The 17652-nt window shown below is 33.1% G+C and carries 15 protein-coding genes and 1 pseudogene; 2 read left to right on the plus strand and 14 right to left on the minus strand.

The window, feature by feature from the left end; translation table 11 throughout:
• Positions 1-48: 48 nt before the first annotated feature.
• Positions 49-357: pseudogene (locus OZP15_RS15665) on the plus strand (Eco47II family restriction endonuclease).
• Here OZP15_RS15665 and OZP15_RS15670 read toward each other — a convergent pair.
• From OZP15_RS15670 to OZP15_RS15685, 4 genes are all read right to left on the minus strand, one after another.
• Positions 337-1854 carry a DNA cytosine methyltransferase gene (locus OZP15_RS15670; RefSeq protein WP_269226374.1) on the minus strand — a complete coding sequence of 506 codons (1518 nt, stop codon included), beginning with the start codon at positions 1852-1854 and terminating at the stop codon, positions 337-339. The pseudogene OZP15_RS15665 and the gene OZP15_RS15670 overlap by 21 nt on opposite strands.
• 3 nt (positions 1855-1857) lie before the next feature.
• On the minus strand, positions 1858-2694 hold the full coding sequence (locus tag OZP15_RS15675) for a TdeIII family type II restriction endonuclease (protein WP_269226375.1): 837 nt from the start codon (positions 2692-2694) through the stop codon (positions 1858-1860).
• Between the two features lie 6 nt (positions 2695-2700).
• Positions 2701-3933 carry a DNA (cytosine-5-)-methyltransferase gene (gene dcm / locus OZP15_RS15680; RefSeq protein WP_432419380.1) on the minus strand — a complete coding sequence of 411 codons (1233 nt, stop codon included), beginning with the start codon at positions 3931-3933 and terminating at the stop codon, positions 2701-2703.
• An 80-nt stretch (positions 3934-4013) separates the two neighbouring features.
• Positions 4014-4340 (minus strand): hypothetical protein, encoded by a 327-nt coding sequence (locus OZP15_RS15685; protein ID WP_281336591.1) that lies wholly within the window; start codon positions 4338-4340, stop codon positions 4014-4016.
• Between the two features lie 28 nt (positions 4341-4368).
• On the opposite strand from OZP15_RS15685, the gene OZP15_RS15690 reads away from it, so the two are divergent.
• Positions 4369-4545, plus strand: coding sequence for a C1orf53 family protein (locus OZP15_RS15690; protein WP_269227973.1), 177 nt, complete (start codon positions 4369-4371; stop codon positions 4543-4545).
• A 9-nt stretch (positions 4546-4554) separates the two neighbouring features.
• On the opposite strand, the gene OZP15_RS15695 is transcribed toward OZP15_RS15690, so the two are convergent.
• The 10 genes from OZP15_RS15695 to OZP15_RS15740 all read right to left on the minus strand — a co-directional run bounded on the left by OZP15_RS15695 (position 4555) and on the right by OZP15_RS15740 (position 17649).
• Entirely contained in the window at positions 4555-5175 is a 621-nt protein-coding gene (locus tag OZP15_RS15695) for a DUF4230 domain-containing protein (protein WP_269226378.1), read from the minus strand.
• Between the two features lie 273 nt (positions 5176-5448).
• Positions 5449-7788, minus strand: coding sequence for an ELWxxDGT repeat protein (locus OZP15_RS15700; RefSeq protein ID WP_281336592.1), 2340 nt, complete (start codon positions 7786-7788; stop codon positions 5449-5451).
• 244 nt (positions 7789-8032) lie between these two features.
• Positions 8033-8683: a response regulator gene (locus OZP15_RS15705; RefSeq protein WP_269226382.1), complete on the minus strand. Its 651-nt coding sequence runs from the start codon at positions 8681-8683 to the stop codon at positions 8033-8035.
• A gap of 243 nt (positions 8684-8926) precedes the next feature.
• Complete coding sequence (locus OZP15_RS15710; protein ID WP_281336593.1) at positions 8927-10846, minus strand: tetratricopeptide repeat-containing sensor histidine kinase; 1920 nt, start codon at positions 10844-10846, stop codon at positions 8927-8929.
• Positions 10847-11096: 250 nt separating this feature from the next.
• Entirely contained in the window at positions 11097-11375 is a 279-nt protein-coding gene (locus OZP15_RS15715) for a hypothetical protein (protein WP_281336594.1), read from the minus strand.
• Between the two features lie 12 nt (positions 11376-11387).
• Positions 11388-12749: a T9SS type A sorting domain-containing protein gene (locus OZP15_RS15720; protein WP_281336595.1), complete on the minus strand. Its 1362-nt coding sequence runs from the start codon at positions 12747-12749 to the stop codon at positions 11388-11390.
• Positions 12750-12830: 81 nt separating this feature from the next.
• A complete protein-coding gene (locus OZP15_RS15725) occupies positions 12831-14255 on the minus strand; it encodes a hypothetical protein (protein ID WP_281336596.1) in 1425 nt (474 codons plus the stop codon).
• Between the two features lie 96 nt (positions 14256-14351).
• Entirely contained in the window at positions 14352-16214 is a 1863-nt protein-coding gene (locus tag OZP15_RS15730; protein WP_281336597.1) for an outer membrane protein assembly factor BamB family protein, read from the minus strand.
• 22 nt (positions 16215-16236) lie between these two features.
• Positions 16237-16611, minus strand: coding sequence for a hypothetical protein (locus OZP15_RS15735; protein WP_281336598.1), 375 nt, complete (start codon positions 16609-16611; stop codon positions 16237-16239).
• A gap of 81 nt (positions 16612-16692) precedes the next feature.
• On the minus strand, positions 16693-17649 hold the full coding sequence (locus OZP15_RS15740) for a GSCFA domain-containing protein (protein ID WP_281336599.1): 957 nt from the start codon (positions 17647-17649) through the stop codon (positions 16693-16695).
• Positions 17650-17652: the final 3 nt, after the last annotated feature.

Raw genomic sequence — 17652 nt, forward strand, 5'->3', positions numbered from 1 at the left:
AACGACTAAAAATACTTACTTTAGCTTCCAGAAAAAACGCAAGCAATTATGAAAAACAAGTATGTAGATTTTATTTCGGATGAACATTTTTTAGACTGTGTAGCCAATCTGAATAAAGCTTATATAAAAGCAAAAAAGAACATTACAAAAAAGAACTTCTATAGTAACAAAGTTGATACTATTAAGTTAACATTTGATGCGAAATTCAATGCTATCGATGAGGAAAGTTTAATTCAAGCCGAAATATTAAGACAAATTGACTAATCTATAAACAATTCTATTGGAACTTTTCACGAGCAAATATTGGGTGGAATAAATGGTTTTGAAGTAGGTAATTTAAGCGGTTTTCAATATTAATTTTTCTTCTACTTGAAAAACACCAGTTTCAATTATTGCTTTTCCTAAAATTTCTATTACAGGAACAGAAACACTATTTCCTATTAATTTCATCCATCTTGTGCGGTTTTCTGGCAAGATATATTCTTCAGGAAAGCCTTGAATTAGACAGGCTTCTTTTTTAGTTATTCTTCTGAATTCTCCAGTTTTATATATTTCGTTTAGAAATTTTTCCTTGTATTCATCTTCGTTTTTAGCTTTTATTACTTTGGTTGTAATAAAATCATTGGTATCGCTTGCTACTAATGTTGGGAAAATATTTGATGTTGGCAAAAATATTCTATTAATACCAAACAAACCCGTGCTTATCTTTGTATTTTTAAAATCATACCGAATTTCTTCGATAGTAATTATATTTTTTTCTTGTAAAGTTTTTAAAACTTTTGAAACAGAAATTTTTTTCAATTTCAAATCCCTGTTTGTTTTCAAATATTCAACAGATAAAGTATTATTAATTGAAAATTCTAAAACAGATTTTTCTTCATTAGAAATATCATTTTCTTTGTACTCATTAATCAGAAAAGAATATCCTTCTTTTTTGAAAATTTCTAATGAAACTAAATTATCTAATTCTTCTTTATCAATCGATCGATCTAAATCTTTAAAATGTTTATAAGATAATGGATTACCATCCAAATTTCCATAAGCACTTTTTCGTCTGTTTTTTAATAACAAATAACAAATTTCTTTTTGTCTTTCAGTGGTGTCCAAAATATCCCAAGAATGAATAGTTGAATGTCCATTTCGTAAATCATTAAATAAGAAATAATCATTAAAACCATTACTATTTGATAAACTCATATTTCTTGGCTTCACAATTTGCCCAAACAAATCTTTTTCAAGGTCATGTTTTGCATCAATAGAACTTGCTTCAAAATCAGTTAGAATATGCTCTAGTCGTATTTTATTATCAATTGGTTTTGGCAAATTAAATTTTAGTGCATATTCTTCTTCTCGAAAACCAATAATATAAATTCGTAATCTGTTTTGTGGAACACCATAATCAAATGAATTAATGAGATAATAATTCGCAAAATATCCAGCTTCTTTTATTCTTTGTAAAATATAAACTAGGGCATCTTTATTTCTTGGGTCAACCAATCCTTTTACATTTTCAAATACAAACGCTTTTGGTTTTGATTTGTTTAATAAATAAATAGTGTCATTCCATAATTGTCCCCTATCATCATCAAAGCCTAAATTTTTTCCGGCAATTGACCAACTTTGACAAGGAACACCACCAGTTAATAAATCGTGTTTGGGTAAATCTTTGATTTTTGTAATATCTCCTAAATTACTTTCTAAACCTTCGTTGAAGTTAGTACAATAGGTATTTATAGCATCATTGTTTATTTCGCTAAAGTTCAAACACTCTCCTCCAATACTATTAAGAGCCATTCTAAAGCCTCCAATACCTGAAAAAAGATCTATAAAAGTAAAATTATTATTGCTATTCATTTTTTATTTAAGTATGACTTCATCAAAATTATACGGTGGTTCCATTTCTAAAAACTCTCTGTAAATACGTTCTCTATACTCTTTCCCTAATAAATTTACTTCTTTAATAAAATTAGAATAAGTTCCTTTTCCTCCAATTAATTCCCAAAATTCATTTCCGATTAAAACAGAACTATCCTGTTGCATATTGAACCATCTCATTGGAAAAGCCCACTTATAATGCTCTTTCTTACCATAAGGATTGTAAGGCAAAGCATAATAAGCAAAATCAACCTGTTTAGGATTCATTGCCAAAAGTTTAAACATTTTTTCTTTACTTACTTTTGTCTGATCGCTATTAGGCAAAGGTCCTTTTAATTCAAAAGCATATTTGGTATTTGTAATTTCATTGTGAATAAAAATATCACAAGTAACACTAACAGGAATTGGATCGCCACCTCCTTCTTGAATATATTTTAATTCAGTTTCCCAATCTGGCTTTACTTTTAATTCTCCTTTTTTATTATGTTCAAGTTTATTCAAAACTTCTTGAATTCTTCTTAAACTTTCGCTTCCAATTATTCCGCTTACACTATGTCCCATCGAACAATTTCCGTGTGCTTCTACAGCAACAACTTGAGCCAATTTTTCCCAAACTTTTCCAAATGGTGTTACAAATCTCCTTTCAAAATGCGACCCTTTAAATATTTCGTCAGGAACTAATGCCGAATATAATGGTTTTGCAGAATGATGTGCTTCTTTAATAAATGGATCATTTATTAAAACATTATCCATAACTCGATCCATCATTTTTGAAACTACATCTTTAATAGCTAATGCTACACGTTCTTCTTTACTCATTCCTGTTTATTTTATACAATGATAATACTTATTCAAAAAATTCACAATTGAATAGCCCACTTCTTTTCCTAAATTAACGGGAACTGCATTTCCAATCTGTTTGTATTGTTGTGCGATGGAACCTTCAAAAGTCCAATCATCAGGAAAAGTCTGAATTCTTGCATATTCTCGAACCGTAAACGGTCGAGTTTCTTCGGGATGACATCTTTCGGTTTGTTTTTGTGCAGGACTACACATTAAAGTTAAACAAGGTTCGTCCCATCCCATTCGTCTCGCCATTCCAGTTTTCCCACCACCAAGATAAAAACTTCCGCCCATAAATTCCTTTTGAATATCCAAAGGTAAATCTCTCCAATATCCTTTTTGAGGAACTAAATTTAAAACATCAATCTTGCTTTTTGGATATTTTGAACCTTCAGATTTTGGAACATCACAATCAAATAAATCGCCTTTTTTCAAAGCATCTTTTAAATTATAGATTTTCTTGTATGGTTTTGGATATTCAAATTTCAAATCAATATCTTTTCTAATTCCAACTAAAATTAATCGTTCTCTTTTTTGAGGAACATTAAAATTAATTGCTTTTAGAACTTGAACAGGAACAACATTATAACCTATTTCATCCAAAATAGAAATCATTCCTTGAAGCGTTTTACCATTTTCGTGGCTTAACAAACCACGAACATTTTCACCGATACAAATTGGAGGATTTACTTCTTTTACAGCTCTAGCAAATTCATAAAATAAAGTTCCTCTTGCATCAGCTAGACCTAATTTTTTTCCTGCATAACTAAATGCTTGGCAAGGAAATCCTCCAGTTACTATATCAACTTTATTTTCATATTCTGTAAAACTAAAAGATTTAATATCCCCTTCTAAAACATTCCAATTGGGGCGATTTTTTCTTAAAGTCTGGCAAGCCCATTTATCAATTTCATTTAATGCAACACATTTCAAACCCGCTTTCTCCATTCCTATAGCCAAACCTCCAGCTCCAGCAAAAAGTTCTAAAACCGTGTATTCATTATGAGGCTCTGCATAATTTGATATAGTTTCTTGAATTGAATCATCCAAAAAATCGGCGAATAAAGTATCTACATCCGATTTGCGATAAACTCTATAATTACTCATAGGCTCACGAACAGCTAATAATTTACCTTCTTTATCCCAACGTCTTAATGTTTCTTTACTTTTACCAATGTATTCAGAAGTTTCCGAAAGCGTCATATACTCATTCATAACCAAATTATTTAACCTTACACAATGGTTACAAATTTAAAAGAAAAAATTAGATATACAATTAAACGAACCCTAAAAAATCAAACCCATTTCAAAAACCGCCAAAAAGACCTTTTTTTTAGGTAATCGATTCTTTTTTCATTAGCGTAAGCTTCTCGTTCGAAACTGATATTTCGGTAGGCTAAATCGATAGTTCTAAATTGAATTAAACGCACAACAAATTCGATGGTGTACCAAATTAAAAAAGGAAAAATCAGCATTTCTATTTGCTGGCGCAAGTGAATTCGCTCATGATTGATAAAGACTGCATTTTCTTTATCTACCGAGTATTTGACCAATACAAAGGGGAAAAGTGCTAATCCTCGATAGCCTTTTGGAATTAAATATTTGGTTGTAATGAGAAACATTCGTTATAAAGTGTATAAATTTGCCTTTATGAACGAACAAAGTAATGAAAATAAATTAATAGAGGGCGAAGATTTTTATTTTACGCCTGAAGGTTACAAATGTTTTACCGAAAAACACCACCTCAAACGAGGCTATTGTTGCAAAAATGGTTGTCGCCATTGTCCGTATGGTTTTGATAAAAAAACGGGTAATATCAAAAAATAATTAAGTCATTTACCCTTTCAATTTCTGATCAAAATCGGTTTCTTTTTCTATAACGTTTCCTTCGTATTTCAATGTCCAACCCATAGAATTAGTCAGGATTAAGATTTTCGAAAGTTCTGAAATCAAGCGGTTTTTAGCATTAGTTTTCAGGGAAGATTTTTCTATTTTTTTGGCTAGGTTGGCACGAACTGTTTTGTTTATTTTGTTGTAATCGTCGCCTGTAAAAGGGTTCAGCTTGCTTTGCTCAACATCATAAAACTTAATATCGGGCGAGATTTTTATTTCTTCTTTTGGGATATTGACAATGGTAATGGTTTTGGTTTTTTCGTCGATATCGTATTTTACTTGGCGTAAATCGTAGGCTACCGTTACATCGGCATTTACAATAACAATGGCTTTCTTTTCGAAAGAAACCACACCCATCAAATATTCATCTTGATCTTTATAAGTTACTACTTCGGCAAAATGACCTTCGGTAACGACCAATTTTCCAACATTAACGATTTGTTGTTGGATAAGATTAGTATTGTAATCTATCGTAGAATCGTCTTCTTTTTTGAAGTCACAAAACTTGAAAAGCAATGCAATGGCAACTATAATTCCTGCTCCTAATAAAATCCTGTTTAGCATTTTTCTTTTTTTATAAAATTAGAAAAAAAATCAGAAAGAAGCAACGCATCAAAAGAAATCAAAATAACCCGTTAGGTGTAATTAGTTTTGGATAATAATTTTTCGTCAGTTCAGTGATTTTCAATAGAAAATTGTATCGAGAACAGAAAAATTATTATTAAAAACGGTTCTCGATACATTTTTTGTTCCGTTTCTCTGCACAAAAAACACTCGAACAGACGTTTTTAATAAGTACACCCAAGGAGTTCTAAATAGAAATAAAATATTTTCTTTTTAGTTTACTATCAATTTCTTTACTATATCATATTTTTCTATTTCAAGTAAATAAACACCTTTTGGCAATGTATGTTGAATTTGAATTGAATTCAAATCAAAGGAGCTCACATTTTGTCCCAATAGATTATAAACATTCACTTTTGCTCCCAACATTTCAGTATTGACTTGAATGGTAAATTGTCCATTGGACGGATTCGGGTAAATAGCTACTTTGGATTCGTTGAAATCGGCTGTAGAAAGAGCGGAAAAATTCATTACCGAAAAAGGTGAAAAACTACTAATTCCTGTAGCCAAAAGAGTGTAAGGATTGCTTCCCGTAACTGCTCCTGAAGTTTCTTGCGTCCAATTTCCGCCTACGAAATGACCAATTTTAGCCGTATTTCTAACAAAATTTCCGTTTTCTTGAGCTTGATTCCAACCTAAATTCAAACTGACATTGCTTCCGCCAATTGTTGCTTCGGTTATTTCCCAAGTGGCGTTTACCGCACCATTTGTCGTACCCGAAATTCCATCTGAAACTTGGACAGAAAAAGTATCGGAAGTTCCTGAATTGGATAGAGAAACTGGATTGTAATTGGCAACGGTTCCTATTGGCAAAGAAATTGTTCCTCTGGCTCCATCTACATTTTCTACGTTTACCGTTCCTGTTCCGTTGGTTATCACATAACTCGTATTAGTTCCAGTCAATGACGACAATACTCCTTTCAGGTTTAGAATATTGTTGTTCAAAGTAATTTTTGCCGAATTCGACAAAGTAATATTTCCAGAGATGTCTAAATTCCCGGAAACCAAATTTAGATTGCCATTGACAATTGCGTTTTTCGCAAAAGAGTTTGCAGTTACATCAATGTTCTGTCCAGTTGGAATCGTCACCTCATCAGTCATTCCTGGTTTCAGCAAGCTATTCCAATTGTTTTTATTATTCCAATCATTGCTGACCGAACCGTTAAACGTAAAATCGCCCGTATATTGATATAAATTATGGGTACTGCCATTTTTTCCAAAAAAATAAAGTTTATTGTTTAATTCGAAAAAAGCATAAGGATCGCTACTTGCAGACAAACTTGCAATATCTAATGCTAATCCTGTATTCACGTTCAACCCGTCGCTTCTCCAAACTTCTGCATTAAATAACGCAGCTATATCTTTAGATTGAAACCACGCAGCTCCTTTGTAAGTTGTCAAATTTTGTGGATAACTCAAAGTAGAATGTACCAAAGAACTACCTTCGACCGTTCCGTTGGATTTGTACAACTGTTGTGAAGCGTTATTGCCTAGGTAGTTGATAAACCACAAATTTTCGGCATCTGATGATGAATATCCTGCATCGCTAATGCCGTTGGTAACATTGGGTATTACTTCAATTGTTCCATCTATTGTTCCGTCGGTTCTCCACAAAGCGTTTGTAGTTCCATTATTGGCAATAAAAAAGCAATATTTGTCGGTCATTTTTAAATGCAAACCCATGGCTTGGGTTGTCAATGAATTGCCCGTTGGATTGATATTTTTCAGCATAAAAGTTCCTGCCGCCGTACCATCACTCACATAGGGTTCGTAACCATCGACGGTGTTGTGGGCAAAGAAAATAACTTTATTTCCCAATTTTGCCATATCTTGATTGACGATATAAAACGGCTCTGCCACGGGAATTTGTTCGGTTCCTGCCGTGGTCCCATCAGTTTTCCATAATTTACTTTCAAGACCAATGCTTTGAGCAATAAATAATGTTGTACTTGGAATTTTACAGAATCCTGCGGTTTGGCTACTGCCTGTACCCGCTTTTACATCTTTAAGCATCATTGTCCCGGCAGGAGTTCCGTCGGTTTTCCAAATTTCTTTTCCGTTGGTGGCATCATAAGCCGAGAAATAAAGTGTGTTTCCATCGATGGAATAATTTTTTTTGTGTGACGCTACGCTGTAAAAAACGCCCACATTAGTGAGCCCTGAAGCAGTTTGAAAAGCATAAACCAAGGAAGTTCCTGCAGTAGTCCCGTCTGATTTCCATATTTTATCTGTTGAAGAAATTGATGGAGAAAAAGACACATCACTTGTAACGATATACACAAAATCTTGCGCCGGAATTATGGTCGAAATATTGGTGCTTCCTCCTAAATTAGAAATTCCAATTGTTCCTGTCGTAGTACCATCGGTCACACAAAGGAGGTTGCTTCCCGTTCCTGAATAGAACACTTTTCCGTTCCATTTAGCATAATTCAAATCGGCTTTGGCCGAATTTCCATTGGGTTTTAGCGAGGAGGAAACCTCTTTTATCATCAGTGGATTTTGTGCTTGTATTATCGATGAAAACAATAAAATAGCGAGGGTAATTTTTTTCATAATCTTTAATTTTTGGTTCTCTATAAAGGTCATAAGCAATAGCTAAAAATTAATGTCGTATTTATAGCTTTAATTTCTTTGCCACAGATTTCACAGATTAGCACAGATTAATTCGTTAACTAGCTTTAAAAATCTTTTTAATCTGTAAAATCTGTGGCAAAAACTCTTTTTGATAACTACGACAATATCTCTTTCTTACTACTTAATTGTGTAAAAAACACATCAATTAGCCTTTCGGCTTATATTAAATCAATTTGTTTTGCTGGGCTTTCTGGATAGCTTCGAGCTTGTTGTGTACTTGTAGTTTAGTATAAATATTCTCAACGTGTTTGCGAATGGTTCCTACCGAAAGGAATAAATTATTTGCTATAGCATTATATTTCAAACCCTTGCTTAATTGTTCTAAAACCTCCACTTCTCTGACCGTCAATTTGATGTCTTCGCAATTAGCAACAACTTCAAAATTGATAGGATTTCGGAATAATTTTAGAGTTTTCATAGCGATAGAAGGCGTCATTGTGGCACCGCCATCCATCGTGTCTAGAATTCCTTGGTGCAAATCTTTGGGATTGACTTCTTTGAGTAAATAACCGTCGGCACCAGCTTTTATAGCATTAAAAATATTTTCATCGTTATCAAAAACGGTGAGCATGATGATTTTTATTTGCGGGTATTTTTGTTTGACAAAACTTGTGGCGTCAATTCCGTTCATTTTTGGCATTTCTATATCCATCAAAATCAAATCGATGTTGTGATTTGCTCCTAATTTTTCGATTAAATCGAGTCCATCAAAAGCAGTAAATTTTAACACAAACTCTTCAAAGAAAGAAAGTTTTTCCTGTACTGCTTTCATTAAGAATGAATTATCATCAACTACGGCTATTTTTACATTCATCTTTTTAAGATTTAAAGCATTTCTTTTCGAGTACAATTTACAATAAAATCGATGCTGCTTTTTTTAAAAAATCAATACACTATTAAATAATAAATATTCAGTGCCAATACCGTTAGGACGGCAACAACGAACAACCAAAATTTATATCTCATCTTTAATTCGTTTAAAAACCAAAGATTGTTATTTTGAGTTTCAAAAAAAATACGTCATTTGACGTATTTTTTTGAATTTTTGCACCAAAATTTATATCCAAATCTGAATTTGTGTTCCATCATTTGACGATTTTAAACTAAATTTCCCTCCAATATCTTCAATTCGTTTTTGCATGTTTTGCAAGCCGTTTCCTTTTTGAACAGTAATCTCATCAAAACCAATTCCGTTGTCTTGAATAGTGATTTGGATTTGAGTTTCTATACTTTTAACTTTTATTGAAATTGTCGTAGCATCAGCATATTTTATAGCGTTATTTACTGCTTCCTGAATGGTTCGATAAATGTTCATTCCTTCGACAGAGGTAAATTTGGTATCTTTCAATTCCATATCTTTTGCAAACGAAAATTGAATTTCGTCCTTGGCTTCTTTGGCTTTTTCGATAAAATTATTGATTCTGGATTCTAGATCTTCGAAAGTAATTTCGTTGCTGTTCATAGCCCAAATCGTATCTCGAAGTTCGACAATAGTCTCTTTAGCAAAGGAACTAATATTGGTTAATTTATCGTCCAATTTCGGATTATCTATATCAAAAGCGTACTTGACATTATCGACGGATGAAATAATAAAAGTCAGCTGTGAACCAATATTATCGTGTAAATCTCTGGAAATATTCAAGCGTTGTTCTTGTAGTTTATTTTGATTTTCTATCTTGGAAATGGCTGTTTTTAGTTCAAATTCTTGTTCTTGCTGTTTGTTTTTTAGTTTTTGTTGACGGTAGATTAAGAATGCGATTAATGCTGTAAAAAAAGCTAAAAATGAAATTCCAATTATAATTTCGTTTTTTTGTTTAGCTTCTGCTTCTTTTTGCAGAAGGAGTTTTTCTTTTTTTGTGGTTTGGTATTTGGTTTCGAGTTCAGCAGTTTGTTTAACAACCGCTGTTTCTTGAATTTCGACCTGTAATTTGGCTGATTTATCAGCATAAAAACTCACGCTATCCGATATTTTTATGTAACCATAAACTGAAACTAAAGAAAAATAAGTTTCTAATAATCCTTCCTTTTCATTAGGATCATTTTCATACACTTTTTTTAATTTTAATAAATCTTTTTTTGCTTCGTCAAATCGTGAAGCACTTATTTTTTCTTTTATCTGCAACAATGTAAGGGCTGATTCTTCATTTTTAATATTCAAATCATTCCTGATTTTTTGCGATGTAGATAATAAAGAATTGGCCTCTTGCGACTTTACTTGATTCGACTTTATTCCTCCTATATTTACCAATGCACTAGACAAAGAAAGTTTATTACCTGTTTTTTTAGAAACAACAATACACTTGTTATAATAAGTTAATGCCTTTAAAGTATCTTTCATTTTCAAATACACATTTCCAAGAGTCAGATATGATGTACACAAACCTGTATGTTGACCATTTTTTTCTTGATAAGTGATAGCATCTTTCAAATAATTCTTTGCTTTAGGATAATTTCTCGTTTCCAGAAATAAAAGGCCGATATTGGCTTTTGTCAATGAAAGAGCGTCATAATTTCCTGTTTTTTCAAAAAAATCTACCGTTTCTAAATAAGTTTTTAAAGCTAATTTTTTGTCCCCTAATTTGTTATAAATATTAGCTAAATTGGCTTTTACTTTTGCCATTCCAGCATAATCTTTTTTCTTCTTTCTAATTTTATAAGCATTGAGATAATTCTTTTTTGAATTTTGATAATCCCCCTTCCTAAAATATACTGCACCAACATCGCTATATACTTGAGCGATTAATGTAGAGTCAGCTGTTTTTATCGATTCTGTTATTGCTTTTTTACCATAAACCATTGCCGAATCTAAAGAAATACTAGAATAATACCACGTTAAATCTGAATAAATTACGGCAGTTTTTTTAATGTCTGGTTTTTCTTTTAAAGCTTCTTTTAATCCATTTATTATTTCTTGTGCGTTTTGAGAATAGGAATAAAATGTTGCCATGAAAAATAAAAAAAATATTCTTTTTCTCATATTGATTAAGTTGATAAAGCATTAATTAAATTATGTCAATCTGACAAATTTATTAGAGTTCTAAATTGTGCTATATTATTTCCTTTGTTAATTGATCTTTTTAAGCTATCAATTATAGAACTAGATTTTTTGACTTGTTGTCCAAATCCATTTGCAAATACAAAAGAGAGAAGAAGAGCAAGTATGTGACTGTATTTCATATAGATTCAAAAAGTAAATATAGTCTTTTTGTTAAAAAAATATTTTTTTGCTATTCTTTTTTGTTAAACGAAACCGAAAACAAATCTACACTCGCATCAAGAATCGTTTTATTCAAAACTTCATTGTTTTTTTTTAATTGATTGGATAGTGTATCCGAAAGAGTCAATTGGTTTCGTTGTACTGATTGTTTTTCCTGAAGCGCTGTGATAATATCTTCTAAAACATCAATTCGGTTTTCGAATATTCTTTTTTGATGTTGAAAATCATAACACAAATGAAGAATTGCGATAATAAGAATTACAATAATACTTGTCAAAATAACAATCATAGCCAATACTTTTTAATTCATAATCAGTTTTTTGATAATTTTATTTCTGCCTTTTTCTATTTGAAGGAAGTAAGTTCCTTGTTGTAAAAATTCACTAGTTGAATTAAATCTTAAAATAAACTCTCTTACTTTTTGTCCCAAAAGACTGTAAACAGTAACTTTAGCACCAATTAAATTTTCATCAACTTCAATATTAAAATTACCGTTTGAAGGGTTGGGATAAATTTTGAATTCTTCAACCAAAAGACCCTTCAAACCCAATCCAGAACATTGAAAAATCAGGTTTGGGGTTTGTTTAGTCAAATAATCTCCTGAACCCAACATTCCATCTGAATTCACTCCAAAACCATAAGTACTTCCATTTGCATCTTGAACAAACGAAAAATGACCTCCCGCACTTATTTTGGCCACGTTTGAAACGCTTGTCAACTGATATGGCACCAAACGATTCGTCAAGGTATTGTCTCCCAATTGATACCCACCATTGAATCCCCAAGCCCACAAAGTTCCATTGGTTTTAACCGCCAAATTGTGTTCGTAAGCTTTTATTTTTTGCCAGTTGGTATCTGTTCCTACTTGTGTAGGGACATTTTTGTTTACCGTGGTATTATCTCCTAGTTGTCCATTGGCATTATAACCCCAAGTCCAAAGTGTCCCGTCATTTTTTATCGCCACCGAATGGCTGAAACCTGCTTCAATCTGGCTCCAATCGGTGCCTGTACCTATTTGGGTGGGAACATTTTTTAAATTTACCGTCGCCAAACCCAATTGTCCATTCAAGCCAACTCCCCAAACCCAAATGGTATTATCGGAGCGTTTTGCCAAGGTATGGCTGTTTCCAACCGAAACCGAAACCCAATTGTTTGCTGTTCCAATTCGAACTGGAGCATATCTATTGGTATAAGTTCCATCACCCACTTGCCCTGATAAATTGCCTCCCCAAGACCACAAAGAACCGTCGGTTTTTATGGCTACCGTATTATTGCTATTAGACGAAACCGATTGCCAATTGGTATCTGTTCCTATTTGAACGGGCACATTTCTGTTGGTCTGGGTTCCGTCTCCCAATTTCCCGTAGGTATTTTGTCCCCAAGCCCAAAGTGTGCCGTTGCTTTTTATGGCAAAAACGGTGTACCAACCAGCTGTTACAAAAACCCAGTCGTTTGCCGTTCCCACTTGCACCGGACTTCCAGCATCGGTCGTTACCGCTCCAATTCCCAATTGCCCGTATTGATGATCTCCCCACGTCCAGAGTGTTCCATCGGTTTTGATTGCTGCCGTAAACAGGTTACCTGTAGAAATGGTTTGCCAACATTGAGCGTTGGTTTGTACATTTAAAAATAAAATTAACAGTAAAGTAAATATTCTTTTCATGGCAATAGTTTTAAAATTATAATTCAAAAATAAGCAGCTGGAAAAACCAAAAAAATACGAAGTTTTTCGTATTCTCAATTTTCAAAACTGCATCAAACTAGCCAACGGAATTTTAATAAAACTTAAAGTTGGTTTGTCATTGACCCATTTTGTGTAATATAATGTTTCTGTTTTTTCGTCATAATAACAAGAACCTTCATAATCGGAACTATTGATTTTACTGCCTAAATTGATGGGCTCTGACCATTTTTTCCAAGTATCATCTAATCGGTGCGTTACATAAATGTCAAAATCGCCAAAACTGCTAAATCCATTGCTGCAAAAGAGAAGTGTTTTTTGATCGGACAATAAACAAGGCATACCTTCATCGGCAGCCGAATTGATTATTTTTCCCATATTTTGAAGAAACCCATAAGTGCCGTCTTCTTTTTTATTGGTAAAATACAAATCCATTCCTCCTTGGGTCATATCGGTTTCAATTCCAATTACCATTGTTTTTTGGTCGGCTGTAATAGATGCCGATGAGCTTTCATCATAATTATTGTAAGCTGCAATTTTAAGTAATCGGGTCTGTTGGTAATTACTATCTAGAAATTCATAACCTGTTTCCCCTGTTCCTCGATTGTAAACCATGCCGCTTTTCAATATAAAATTGGGATGATGCGCCATAACTGCATTGTAAGTTGGATTTTGACTTAAAGCTGGGTTTTCTTCAATAGGTTTAGCCCATTTTCCGTTAACATCTTTCGAACAAGAAAAAAGAAGTTCTTTATCATTAGTCCTCTCACTGAAAAATAATTTCTGACCATTAAAAGAAACTATTGGACTCGAAGGGATTAAATCTCCGAGGGAAATTACTTCAGGTTTGGACAAATTTTCAAAAACGGCATTGGTATTTATTTTAGCTTCAATAAGCACATCTGAATCCGATATTCCAATGGCATCAATTTGTTTACCGCCAGGAACCACAGCAAAACTGAAGAATACTTTTACGGCTACTACTCCATTTACTGTATTATCGAGAATAACCCTTTCAATCCCTGGATTGATTACATCTGGAGCTTCCTGTATCTTTCGTCTTTTTCTCTTGAAATAATAACTCCTATCTGTGCTCAAAGTCGTTTTGTAAATTGGTGTTTTCCAGTCGCGAGTACGAGTCCAAACGGTTTCATAATCTCCAGAACCATTGTCAACAGCAATTTTGTACACACAACCTGCATTTAGATTTTCGAAAATGGCAATTTGTTTTACCGTTTGTGGTTTTTCAAAACCCACTTCGATTACTTCTTTTCCATCAAGGGCATTTTTGGGCGTCCAAGCATTGGCTGAACTGCCTCCTTGCGGAAAAGCATCGGGTATGCCTAAAATTCGTTTGATTCCATTTTGTTTTCCGCCCAAATCAGACGAAAATTTGATGACTTTGTTTGCCCATTGTACTTGTTGGGCTTTTGCAGAAAAAAGAAGAAAGAAAATAGAGAATAGACTAAATAGTATAGATTTTTTCATGACAAGAAAATTTAGAAAAAAAGTTTAAATCACTTCAATAGAAAAAAAGGGCTGTCGAAACTACGCAACAACCCCTTTCATCACAACTAAAAACGCTTAATTATTAACCTTAATTTTTTCTACTTTTCTTCCTTTAAAGGCAAAAATGTATTCTCCATCTTCCGTAATATCGATTCCGTCACCGTATTTTGGACTTCCTCCTTTACCTTTGGATTGCACAGAGCCTTTGGTTTCGCCATTGGTCATATCAATTCCGTAGATAATATTTTTACTATTGCGTTGGTCTCTCAAGAAATAATTATCGCCAATTGGATAGAAATAATCTACACCTCTTATTTTTTCGGTAGCATAAACTCTGGAACCGTCTTTTTTGTTATAAGCTGCCAATCCTTTTTCAGAAAGCACGACTACTTTATCACCAAAATCAATTACATCTGTAGCTTTCCCTACTTTAGCATCATTGTGTTTCACATCAAATAATTGTGTTCCTGATGCTATATCGTATCCATAAAACTCGTCGCCATCACCCACAAACAATGTTTTAGACTCGTGAATAACAAAATCAGTAATACGTTTGTCAAATTTTTCGGAACGCCAAGCTGTTTTTCCAGTAGCATCATCTAGGGATAAAACACTATTTTTTTGATCTTTATAATCCCAATAAATGTAAGGCACCCATTGTTTTGTAGCACCGCCACCATAACCAGTTAATGCGCCAAGAGCTGCTCCCGAACCGCTAGAAACCTCTTCATATCGGTATTCTTGTATTTCGATTTTCCCACCTACTTGAACCAATATTTTATCTCCTATTTTGTAAATGTGTGGCATACACAAAGCACCTGTTATTTTCTCGGAAGCCCAAAGTAATTTTCCTGATTCTAAATCGTGTTTTTCTATATACTTGGTTCGATCTCTGGTTCCTAGCATCACGATATAAACCGCATTATCTGTAAATAAAGGCTGTGCCAATGTCTTATACATTTTGGATCTTTTCTTGCCGCCAATTAAACTATTTCCGCTAGAACCTTGCATATCGGTTTCATAAGTTGCTGACCATATTTTTTGACCATTGGCTATATTATACACCTGTAAACCATCTAAGTACATAAATAATTTATCACCTTTTATCCATAAATCTACTATAGCTCTTTTAGTCACTAATTCTTTTTCGATTGTACCCAAAAAAGTAGCATCCCATAAAACATCGCCATTTGAGGCATTGATTTTTACCAATTGATTTTTGAACCCTGCAAACAAAGCACCCAAAGCAGTTGGTTTGAAATTAATCATGATGATTTCATTTCTTTTAGCATCATAAATATATTTTCCAACTCCGCCTTTGAACCGATTAGTTTCCCAGATTTTTTCGCCTGTATTGGCATTGACCATAATTACCGAAGCTTTTTGAGAAATTAAAAAAGCATCCAATTCATCAATATATTTTACTGTTTCTAATTCTCCTTGATCCAAACCTTCTTCGGCTTTTGTTCCTTTTGGAATTAAATTTTGATACGCTTCTGAATTCCACAATTCTTTTCCAGTGGTAATGTCCAAACAAGCAACACGATCAGTTCCTAATTTTCTTTCATCGAAGAGAAAAAGATAGCCGCCACCTTTTTTCCAAACTGTGTATTGGTATTCTGATTTATTGGTTTTGTTGGTAGTCAATTTTTTGTAGTCTCCGTTCCAGATTGCTTTTCCGTCTTTATCTAGAACTGAAGCCGAATTATCATCTGTTCCTACCACATAACCGCCATCATTATTAACAACAGCTAATCTTGTAGCCTTATTTTCGAATTCTGATTCCCATACAGTTGCAAAATTGCCTGATTTTTTTCCTGCTGATTTTCCTCCTACTTTCTCTTTTGCTTTGTCTAGGAGTTTTCCAAATTGTGCCGAAGCTGGTAATGTTCCCAAAAAACAAAGGGACAACATTACAATAGATATTTTTTTCATCATCTTGCGTTTTTAGTTTTTGTTTTTAAAAAGTTATGGTATAGCGCACCTTATAGCGTTGTTGCTTTTGTAGTTTAAAATAGAATTTGTGATTGATTACATATTCTGAAAGGAAGTTGATAAACATGGGGTTTTTGATGTCGCTATCCACTTTGAAGAGTGTGGATACTTTGCCACTTTGAATCACGCCAATATCAGAAACAATTGTTCCTGTAACGGCTGCAAATTTTTTGTTTTTTTTCTTCAAAAAATCTTCCGAATGAAATAATTCGTCCATTTCTTTGGTAACCATTTCCGTCACTTCTTCTTCATCTGTCAACACTTTTTTCTGTGAAAAAACAGGAACAGCGATCAGAAACAAAAAAATGCCTAAGAAAAATGCAAGTTGTTTTTTTTTCATAATGATTTTGATTTGTTAGTTAATACTTTACAAATCTGCATTAATTATGAAATGGGAACAATACGAAGAATATCGTATTTTTTAGAACTGAATTTGGGGAAATTGTTTTTGAATTTGCCTCATTTTATCTTGAAGTTTAGATAAAAATTGTTGATGGCTCTCGGAATTTGGATGGAAAGATCGGTGCTGCAATCCTTTTTGAATACTACAAACTTGCTCCATAACGGGATGAATCTCTTCTGAAATTTGCGTTTGAAAAAATCGTTCCCAAATATAATTTATTGCAACAGAACTAGGATGCAACATATCTTCGGCATAAAAACGATAATCTCGAAGTTCGTCCATCATGATTTCGTAACTTGGAAAGTATTCAGTGTTCAGTTTGTAGTGTTCAGTTTGTAACAGTTGATGAATTGCTGTAATCAAATGCGCTTTGCTTCTTTGATTTTCGACAAAGCCATCTTTGATATGACGAACTGGTGAAACCGTGAAAATAAAATTTACTTTGGGGTTTAGTTTTTGGATTAAATCCAATGTGTTTTTAATGGAATTTTCGATAATTTCAACCGATAAAATTTCTTTCAAGAATTGTTTTTGCGGTACTTTATGGCAATTGGCAACTACAACATTAGTTTCTATATTTCGATACACCCAGCACGTTCCGTAGGTTATAATGATGTGAGTCGCATCATTTAAAAGTTGCCTTGTAGTTTGAGTGATAGCATTCAAATTTTCAATTAATTCTTCTTTATTCGAATTACTTAAATCGGAATGAACATCAAAAGAATGCCAGCGCTCATTATGAAAAAAAACATCCTCATCGGTAAATTGTTTACCCGAAACGGCAAAATCAATCAATTTTTCTATTGCCAATGGATGAAATAAAATCCCAAAAGGATTGCACGTATTTTGAAATTTGAAATAGTCTAATTTTTCACTCATATTGACCGCAAAACACGAACCCAACGACACAATTTTGGAATTGTAATCTATTGGATTATCTGTTTTAGAAATTGGTATTTGCGTAGTGAAAGTCATTTT

Origin of the sequence: Flavobacterium eburneipallidum (assembly GCF_027111355.2) — a bacterium.
In the GTDB taxonomy this organism is placed as follows: Bacteria; Bacteroidota; Bacteroidia; order Flavobacteriales; family Flavobacteriaceae; genus Flavobacterium; species Flavobacterium eburneipallidum.